Below are 8,801 nucleotides of genomic sequence, written 5' to 3'. Positions count from 1 at the left end.
TAAGTATGGAAAGCTGATGGCTGGTCTTGATTTGCTGCAACTGAATCAGCGTGCCGTTTTCTTCATTGACCGCTTTGCACTCGTTCATCAGCGCGTTCAGCTCATCGGATGCCTTGAGCAACTCTGTGCCCACCGATGAATGTTTGGCCACTTCCTCCAACCCATTGCGATTGGTGGGTAAGCCAAGGCTGGCCAGTAACTGACTGCGGCGTCGACCATGTTGGTCAAGAACGATCACCAACGCTTGCTTTTGCGCCAGGATGCGTTCCATTTCGAGCATGTCGCGACCATGCAGCGCAATGGACTCAGCCTTCAGCAGCTCAAGAAGATGGTGGGTCGGTGCGATATCGTCAGTGATCAGTTCAAGCAGAGTAGTGTCTTGCATCGCATGCTCTGGGATTTAAGCGTCCAGAAGCCCCGGCGCGGGCTTAGCGCAGGGCTTCGAAATTAAGCAGCTTGCTTGCAACGCGGTTGCTGTCGACCTTGTAGCTGCCATCTGCGATTGCCGCTTTCAAATCCGCCACACGGGCAGAGTTGACGGTTGGCTGATCGCGCAGCGAATCAGTGATCTTCTGCAACTGTTGAGCTTCACTGCTCAGATGTACTGCCTCACCACTACTCACACTTTCAGACCCGCTCACCGGTGTTGCTGCAACTTCGGTTTTGCCGGTTTCCTTGGTGCTGGCAGTACGTGCTGTACCGCCCAGTGTAGTGGAGCTATTTAAACGACTGAAGTCGATGACCATGATTGAAAACCTCTGGGTTCTTGGACGCTTGCCTTGGTTTCGGCCAAACCCGGAATAACTTTAGGGGCCGTGTGAAATGAGTCTCAAATGGACTTCGCACAGCGCGCATCGGTTCCCAGTCTAGAAAAAGCGCAGGCACAGCGCCAGAGGCCATCGCATTTACATGGGCACCTCTACCTGCCCTGGGGCGGTCACATTAGCCTTGATCACGCGTTTGGAGTTTAAGTTTCGCACCCGGATTTGCTCGTTGAAGCCGCCATCCGACAGCGCTTCTCCAGGCATGCGTACGCTCATTGAGCCGCTGCGGGCGCTGATGACGACCTGATCGCCTTTGCGGACCATCTCCGGTTGTTCAATGTGAACCGGAGTCAGAATTTGATCGATAACCGTTGGTCGGACAAGTTTTTGTCCCACTGCCTGATCAAGGGAATCCAGAAAGCCTTGTCCCAGAAGGCCTACGTCACGCTCGCGCATGGCGACATCACCTTCGGACACGATTGCATCGCGCTTCATCGGTCGCACCACGGTGACCACGTTGCGAAACAAATGTACCTGTGCAGGCACAAACACCGTCCACGGAGAAGTGCCTTCGCAACGCACACGCACCGTAACGCGGCCAATGGGTTGAGCAGGACTTTCCAATGAGGCTGTCAAATCCTTGTCGCAATGGGGCATGCGCAGGCGAGGATCCAACTGTTTGACCTCGATCTCGTAACGTCCAGCGGTCTGGCTGGTCGCCAGATAGTCTTCAACGGTGAATTCAAGAAAGCCCTGGGTGACGCCGATAAGTTGTTCAGGCAATGTCACGTTGTCCGCGCGACTCATGCTGGCGATGCCAAACAGGCACAACGTGGCCACCGCGTAGAGTAAGCTGCAGGTTGTGGATGTCAGGCGTCGAAATACTGTCGTTTGTGTGTTCATGACTAGATAAATAGCAAGCCCCGTGCCGCTTGCCGGCAGTTGATGGTAATTGGTTGTTTGGAAAGGAGTGGGGCATGGCTGGTGTTATGGATTCAGTGAACCAGCGCACTCAACTGGTAGGGCAGAACCGCCTTGAGCTGTTGTTGTTCCGTGTGGACGGCAAGCAGTTGTATGGGATTAACGTGTTCAAGGTAAAAGAGGTGCTTCAGTGCCCAAAACTTACTCACTTGCCCAAGTCCAGTCCGATCGTGCGTGGCATCGCCAATATTCGCGGGGCGACGATTCCCATTCTCGATCTGGCGTTGGCAACGGGTTCTCCTGCGTTGGGCGATATTGATAACGCCTTCGTGATCATTACGGAGTACAACACCAAGATTCAGGGGTTTCTGGTGCATTCGGTCGAACGCATCGTGAACATGAATTGGGAAGATATTCATCCACCGCCCAAGGGTACCGGTCGCGATCACTACCTCACGGCAGTCACGCGGATCGACAACCAGTTGGTTGAAATCATTGACGTCGAGAAAATCCTCGCCGAAGTTGCGCCTGTCTCCGAGAGTATCTCGGCGGGCGTGATCGATAGCGAAACTCAGCACAAGGCGCTGTCGCTCAAAGTGCTGACCGTGGATGATTCTTCGGTGGCGCGTAAGCAGGTAACGCGTTGCCTGCAAACGGTCGGGGTGGAAGTCACGGCGTTGAATGACGGGCGTCAGGCCCTTGAGTTCCTGCGCAAACTGGTAGACGAGGGCAAGAAGCCGGAGGAGGAATTCCTGATGATGATTTCCGACATTGAAATGCCGGAAATGGACGGCTACACCCTGACTGCCGAGATTCGCAGCGATCCGCGCATGAGTAAGCTGCACATCATCCTGCATACTTCCTTGTCTGGCGTCTTCAATCAGGCGATGGTCAAGAAGGTAGGGGCCGACGATTTTCTCGCCAAATTCCGGCCAGACGATCTGGCGGCCAGAGTAGTCGATCGCATCAAGGCGGCAGACATAAGCTAGGGGCGTCGCCCCTGGTTGTTCACACATTTTGAGAGGCGGCATGTCTACAGGTAATTTGGATTTTGAACAGTTCCGGGTGTTCCTGGAAAAAGCCTGTGGCATTTTGCTGGGTGAGAATAAGCAGTATCTAGTGTCCAGCCGCCTCAACAAGTTGATGGAGCAGCAGGGCATCAAATCGCTGGGGGAGTTGATTCAGCGTATTCAGTCCCAGCCCAGGAGCGGTTTGCGCGAGCAGGTGGTGGATGCCATGACGACCAACGAGACCCTATGGTTTCGTGATACCTATCCGTTCGACGTGCTCAAGAATAGAGTGTTGCCGGAGCAGATCAAAGCCAGTCCGGGCCTGCGTCCGCGTATCTGGTCGGCGGCCTGTTCGTCGGGGCAGGAACCGTATTCGTTATCAATGGCCATCGACGAGTTCGAGCGCAGCAATCCGGGCCAGTTGAAAGCGGGGGTGCAGATCGTCGCGACAGATCTGTCGGGTAGCATGCTCAATAACTGCAAGACGGGTGAATACGATAGCCTGGCCATTGGCCGTGGATTGTCACCGGATCGATTGCAGCGTTATTTCGATCAAAAGACGCCTGGTCGCTGGACCGTCAAGGCGCCGATCAAGAATCGTGTGGAGTTCCGTTCGTTCAACCTGCTCGACAGCTATGCCGCATTGGGCAGGTTCGACATCGTGTTCTGCCGCAATGTGTTGATCTACTTCTCCGCAGAGGTGAAGAAAGACATCCTGCTGCGCATTCACAACACGCTCAAGCCTGGCGGCTATTTGTTCCTTGGTGCGTCGGAGGCCCTGAATGGGTTGCCGGATCACTATCAAATGGTGCAGTGCAGCCCTGGGATTATTTACCAGACCAAGTGATGGCTGGCGTGGATGAATGGAGAGACCTTCGGGTCTCTTTTTTTTACGGCATCCGGGTGGCGCATTTCGGGCGTCCGACAACACGAGCAGGTTGCCCAGCAGGGCACTCAAACGGCAATAAAACGGCACCCACCTTGCCGCTTTCATCTCCCGCAGCGGAAATCGCTTGCCGCTTTTCTGGCATGAACGCCTCACCTCTCCCCTGAAACGCCCGTAATACGAGACTTTTCGGAAGTGGCACGCTGCTTGCTATGACTCAAGCTAAGAAAATCAGGTCAACCGGTAAAGGTTTCCCGACATGAGCATCAGCTTCGACAAGGCACTGGGTATTCACGAGAAAGCGCTGAACTTCCGCGCTCAGCGTGCCGAAGTGTTGGCCAACAACATCACCAACGCCGACACGCCCAATTACAAGGCGCGTGACCTGGATTTCTCCAAGGTACTGGCGGCGGAAAATGACAAGGTCAACAACGGCACGTTCGCCTTGAACATGACCAACAGCCGCCACATTGAAGCTGAAGGCATGAGCGACGACAGCGGCTCGCTGTTGTACCGCACGCCATCACAACCTTCGCTGGACCAGAACACCGTCGACGCTCAGGTCGAAAACGCGAATTTTGCCGAAAACGCCATGGGTTTCCAGGCGAGTTTCACGTTGCTCAACAGTAAGTTCAAAGGGTTGGTCGCAGCCCTTCGCGGAGAATAAGTCATGTCTCTATCCAGTGTTTTCAATATTGCCGGTAGTGGCATGAGTGCCCAGAACACTCGCCTGAACACCGTCGCCAGTAACATCGCCAACGCCGAAACGGTGTCTTCGAGCCTGGATCAAACCTACCGCGCCCGTCATCCGGTATTCGCTACCGTGTTTCAGGGGCAAGAGTCAGGCGGTAGCACGTCGTTGTTTGAAGATCAGAGCGCTGCCGGCACCGGCGTGCAGGTTTCTGGCATCGTCGAAGACGCTTCTAATCTGGAAGCGCGTTACGAGCCAAACCATCCAGCGGCAGACAAGAACGGCTACGTCTATTACCCGAACGTTAACGTGGTCAATGAGATGGCAGACATGATCTCAGCCAGCCGTTCGTTCCAGACCAACGCGGAAGTCATGAACACCGCCAAGACAATGATGCAAAAGGTCCTGACCCTGGGTCAGTGATAAGGGACGAACGAGATGACGACCTCAGTTGATAGCAGCACCAGCGATTTCATCAAGACGCTGCAAAAAGCCGGTTCCAGCACGGCGGGTGACTCAACCACTGGCGCCAGCAGCCTTGGCAAGGATTCGTTTCTGCAGTTGCTGGTTACCCAGATGCAGAACCAGAACCCGCTCGATCCACAGGACAACAGCGAATTCGTGGCTCAGTTGGCTCAGTTCAGCAGCCTGGAAACCATGCAGAACCTGAGCACCTCGGTCGATGCGATTGGCGGCATGTATCAATCGTCGCAAGCGCTGCAGGCATCGTCGCTGGTGGGCCGCACGGTGACGGTCGATAGCGGTTCGACCAATGTCGATACCTCCACGGATCTGGTCGGTTCGGTGGTCCTTCCATCGACCAGTACCGTGACCACGGTCAAGGTCTCAGACAAGGATGGCAACCTCGTTCGTACCATCGATCTGGACGCTCAGAAGGCTGGCACCGCATCGTTCACCTGGGACGGCAAGGATGAGAACGGCAACGTGCTCGCTGCCGGCAACTACAGCTTTGTGGCCACGGGCAGTATTGATGGCACGAGCACGACGTTGACGACCTACCTGCCGGCCACGGTCAGTAGCGTCACCATGGGAACGGCGGGTACGGCAATGACACTCAATCTGGCAAACGGTACCAGTGTCGCGTTGTCCAAGGTTCAACAAATCGGAATCTAAGAGCCGACTAGACGGCGCAGGAGTGGAATATGTCTTTCAATATCGGCCTTAGTGGGCTCTATGCGGCAAACAAAAGCCTCGACGTTACCGGCAACAATATTGCCAACGTTGCTACGGTCGGCTTCAAATCTTCCCGTGCAGAGTTTGCCGACCAGTACTCTATGTCTATTCGTGGTACTTCCGGTGGTACTAATTCCGGCAGTGGCGTTTATACCGCAGCTGTTTCTCAACAGTTCACCCAGGGTGCCGTGACCAGCGGTACGGGTCGTGATTTGGACCTTGCCATTAACGGCAACGGGTTTTTCATGGTGAGCGATAACGGCGAGAAGTTATATACCCGTGCGGGTAACTTTCATACTGATTCTTCCGGTTATATTATCGATAACAACGGCAACAACTTGCAGGGTTACAGTGTCGATGCCAATGGCAACGTCGCAACGGGTGTCATGACCAATTTGCGCGTCGATACTGCCGACATGCCAGCCAAGGCAACCACCGGGATCACCATCGCATCGAACCTGAAGTCGACTGAGGATGTGGTTAGTAACACGACGTTCGATCAAACGAACACTGACACTTATACGTCGGCGCTCACTACCTCGATCTACGACAGTCAAGGGAACTCTCACACCCTTGATCAGTATTTTGCGAAGACGGGCACCAATACCTGGAGCATGTACACCCTGATTGACGGTCGCAGTATTGCCGATCCAACGGCCACGCCTCCTGTTGCCGACAAGACCGACCTGACTTTCGACTCCTCCGGTAACATCGTGACCTCGCCTGCGCCGACCTCAACCGCCAATGTGTCGGTGAATACAGACGGCACATTCAAGATCGAAAACTGGGTGCCGGGCACCTCCAAAACCATTGGTTCGGTCACGACGTGGACCGCCAACGGGGCTGCCGCCAACCCTGCTGGCATGCAATTGGACATGCTTGCGACGACCCAGACCAACTCGGCATCGGGGGCTTCTTCCAAGACTCAGGACGGTAACTATGCGGGTCAGATCAGCGCAATGAACGTCAGCGCGGATGGCAGCATGTTTGCTACCTATACCAATGGCGATTCTCGCGTGATCGGTCAGGTTTCATTGACCACTTTCGCCAACGTCCAGGGCCTGGCCCCGGCAGGCGGGACCATGTGGCGCGAGACGTTCGCTTCAGGGATTCCGGTCACTGGCGAGCCGCAGTCCAGTACGTTGGGCAGCCTTACCGGTTCGGCGCTGGAAGAATCCAACGTTGACCTGACCTCTGAGTTGGTCAACCTGATCAAGGCGCAAAGTAACTATCAGGCGAACGCGAAAACCATTTCGACTGAAAGCACCATCATGCAGACCACGATTCAGATGACGTGATAATGTCTATTTGAAGTGTTCTAAAAGAAGCCCCTTTTAAGGGGCTTCTTTTTGCCTGTTATTCGGCAGGTTGTTATTGAGTAACTTCAAGATTTATATAGAGGCATCCCACTCAATAACTAGAAAATTCCTACTTTCGATGCTGCGAGAATAAAACTCGTGAACCACTCATGCCGCGCAATTTTTTATTGGGTGGTTGTGGGTTCGCGAAAATAAATACGCTGTATCAACGAAAGTGTCGTCGCCGACGGCCCGGGAGTGTTCATGTCTTTCAATATTGCGGTGGCCGGTTTAAAGGCTTCTCATAAACGTCTTGAAGTGGCAGGCAACAACATCGCCAACGTCGGGACTGCAGGCTTCAAATCTTCGCGTGCTGAGTTTTCCGCCGTCTATGCCTCGACTCATTTGGGCGGCGGTGCGGCTGAGGGCAGCGGTGTGCGCGTGGCCAATGTCTCGCAAAACTTCAGTGCCGGGTCAGTGCTTGCCGGGCAGGGCAGGCAGTTGGACATGCGCATTCAGGGCAAGGGTTTTTTCGTCCTCAATGACAGCGGTTCGCTGAGTTACAGCCGGGCCGGTGCTTTCCACAGGGATGCCAATGATTTTGTGGTCGACAATCACGGCAGTCGGCTGCTGGGGTATGGCGTGGACGCCAACGGCGAGTTGGTTAGCGGTGTGCGCACCGACCTTAAAATCGACATAGCCAACATGCCGCCCAAGGCCACCAGCGAAATCGGTCAGACGATCAACCTCGATTCTTCTGAAGCGTCGCTTGCCGCGTTGCCGGTGTTCAACCCGGATGATCCACTCACCTACACGCGCGTGCATACACAGACCATTCAGGATGGCGCCGTTCCCCCACAGAGTCATGAACTCAAGCAGTATTTTGTGAGGACGCAGGACAAGCAGTGGACGTCGTATGTGCTGATTGATGGGGTGAATCCGCTGGACCCCTCCAACCGTTCGCCATTGCAAATGGGGATAAACAAATCATCGAGTGGCGCGGTGTCGGTGAGCGCCCCCAGCGCCGTGGTTGATAAGGTGTCCGATACCGAGCTGGCGTTGCGCAACTGGAAGCCTGCGCACAATGTCAATGGCAGTTGGAGTACCAGCGGCGCGCCCAATGCCGGGCTGGTCAGCCTGGCGTTAATGGACAGTGCCCAGCCGCTGCTCGATGACGCCGATGTGCTCATGGCGCGGCCAGTGCCGGCGTTTGATCGCAAGGACATCACCACCTACAACAAGACGTTCCCCAGCACGATATATGACAGCCTGGGCGGCAGGCACGAGCTGGATCAGTACTTTGTCAAGGATGGGAGCAACAGCTGGAAGCTGCATGTTCTGGTCAATGGCCGTAATCCGGCTGATCCCGCCAGTACTGAACCGCTGACGGCCAGCGTGGTATTTGACTCCAGTGGTGCTGTTCAGTCTTTGGTTGGAGGCGCGGGGCTCACGGAAAATAATGGAAAATTGACGCTCGAAGGCTGGCAGCCGTCCAAGCCCGGCGACGCTCACAGCGGCGGTGGTTGGATTCCTAACGGGGCAGCTGGCAACGTGTCAGGCATTACCATCGACCTCAATAAAATTAGTCAGCACAGCGCCGGCACAGCGCGCGTCTCCCCACAAGTCGACGGGCACGCACCTGGGCATATCACTGGGCTGACGATTGATGGAGAGGGCGTGATGAGCGCCAGTTTCAACAATGGCCTGTACCGAAAAATCGGTCAGGTCATGCTGGCCACTTTTGCCAACGAACAGGGTTTGCAGCCCACCAGTAATACGCGCTGGCGCGAAACCTACGACTCCGGTGTTGCCGAGTACGACGGTGCGGGGACAGGTTCGCTGGGCTCGATCGTTTCGGGCTCGCTGGAGGGCTCGAATGTGCAACTGACCGATGAGCTGGTTGAGTTGATTCAGGCACAGACCTCATACCAGGCCAACTCCAAGACCCTCTCTACTGAAGCGGAGTTGATGCAGACGTTGATTCGAGCGACCTGATAGGGGAAGCGTGTCGTGGGGGTGACCCGATCAGGTGCTTAG

The 8,801-nt window shown here is 55.2% G+C and carries 10 protein-coding genes; 7 read left to right on the top strand and 3 right to left on the bottom strand.

The annotated features are described in order from the left end of the window. The 3 genes from VGC62_RS14330 to flgA form a co-directional block, all read right to left on the bottom strand. A partial coding sequence (locus VGC62_RS14330; protein WP_331187745.1) for a flagellar protein FlgN occupies positions 1–385 on the bottom strand: 385 nt, incomplete at its 3' end. 43 nt (positions 386–428) lie between these two features. After that, positions 429–746: a flagellar biosynthesis anti-sigma factor FlgM gene (flgM, locus tag VGC62_RS14325; RefSeq protein WP_331187744.1), complete on the bottom strand. Its 318-nt coding sequence runs from the start codon at positions 744–746 to the stop codon at positions 429–431. 159 nt (positions 747–905) lie between these two features. Beyond that, a complete protein-coding gene (gene flgA, locus VGC62_RS14320) occupies positions 906–1,667 on the bottom strand; it encodes a flagellar basal body P-ring formation chaperone FlgA (protein WP_331187743.1) in 762 nt (253 codons plus the stop codon). Positions 1,668–1,741: 74 nt separating this feature from the next. On the opposite strand from flgA, the gene VGC62_RS14315 reads away from it, so the two are divergent. The 7 genes from VGC62_RS14315 to VGC62_RS14285 all read left to right on the top strand — a co-directional run bounded on the left by VGC62_RS14315 (position 1,742) and on the right by VGC62_RS14285 (position 8,759). Continuing rightward, positions 1,742–2,674 (top strand): chemotaxis protein CheV, encoded by a 933-nt coding sequence (locus tag VGC62_RS14315; RefSeq protein ID WP_331187742.1) that lies wholly within the window; start codon positions 1,742–1,744, stop codon positions 2,672–2,674. A gap of 40 nt (positions 2,675–2,714) precedes the next feature. Next, complete coding sequence (gene cheR, locus VGC62_RS14310; RefSeq protein WP_331187741.1) at positions 2,715–3,542, top strand: protein-glutamate O-methyltransferase CheR; 828 nt, start codon at positions 2,715–2,717, stop codon at positions 3,540–3,542. Positions 3,543–3,840: 298 nt separating this feature from the next. Further along, positions 3,841–4,248, top strand: a complete 408-nt coding sequence (flgB, locus tag VGC62_RS14305) for a flagellar basal body rod protein FlgB (RefSeq protein ID WP_331187740.1) — start codon at positions 3,841–3,843, stop codon at positions 4,246–4,248. A gap of 3 nt (positions 4,249–4,251) precedes the next feature. After that, the gene (flgC, locus tag VGC62_RS14300) at positions 4,252–4,695 is read left to right on the top strand and encodes a flagellar basal body rod protein FlgC (protein ID WP_331187739.1); all 444 of its coding nucleotides are present in this window, start codon (positions 4,252–4,254) and stop codon (positions 4,693–4,695) included. 15 nt (positions 4,696–4,710) lie between these two features. Next, complete coding sequence (locus VGC62_RS14295) at positions 4,711–5,406, top strand: flagellar hook assembly protein FlgD (protein WP_331187738.1); 696 nt, start codon at positions 4,711–4,713, stop codon at positions 5,404–5,406. A gap of 29 nt (positions 5,407–5,435) precedes the next feature. After that, the gene (flgE, locus tag VGC62_RS14290; protein ID WP_331187737.1) at positions 5,436–6,764 is read left to right on the top strand and encodes a flagellar hook protein FlgE; all 1,329 of its coding nucleotides are present in this window, start codon (positions 5,436–5,438) and stop codon (positions 6,762–6,764) included. A 264-nt stretch (positions 6,765–7,028) separates the two neighbouring features. Further along, positions 7,029–8,759, top strand: coding sequence for a flagellar hook protein FlgE (locus tag VGC62_RS14285; protein WP_331187736.1), 1,731 nt, complete (start codon positions 7,029–7,031; stop codon positions 8,757–8,759). Positions 8,760–8,801 lie beyond the last annotated feature (42 nt).

The organism is Pseudomonas sp. (genome assembly GCF_036404235.1).
GTDB lineage: Bacteria > Pseudomonadota > Gammaproteobacteria > Pseudomonadales > Pseudomonadaceae > Aquipseudomonas.
This window is presented reverse-complemented; position numbering and strand designations above follow the sequence as displayed.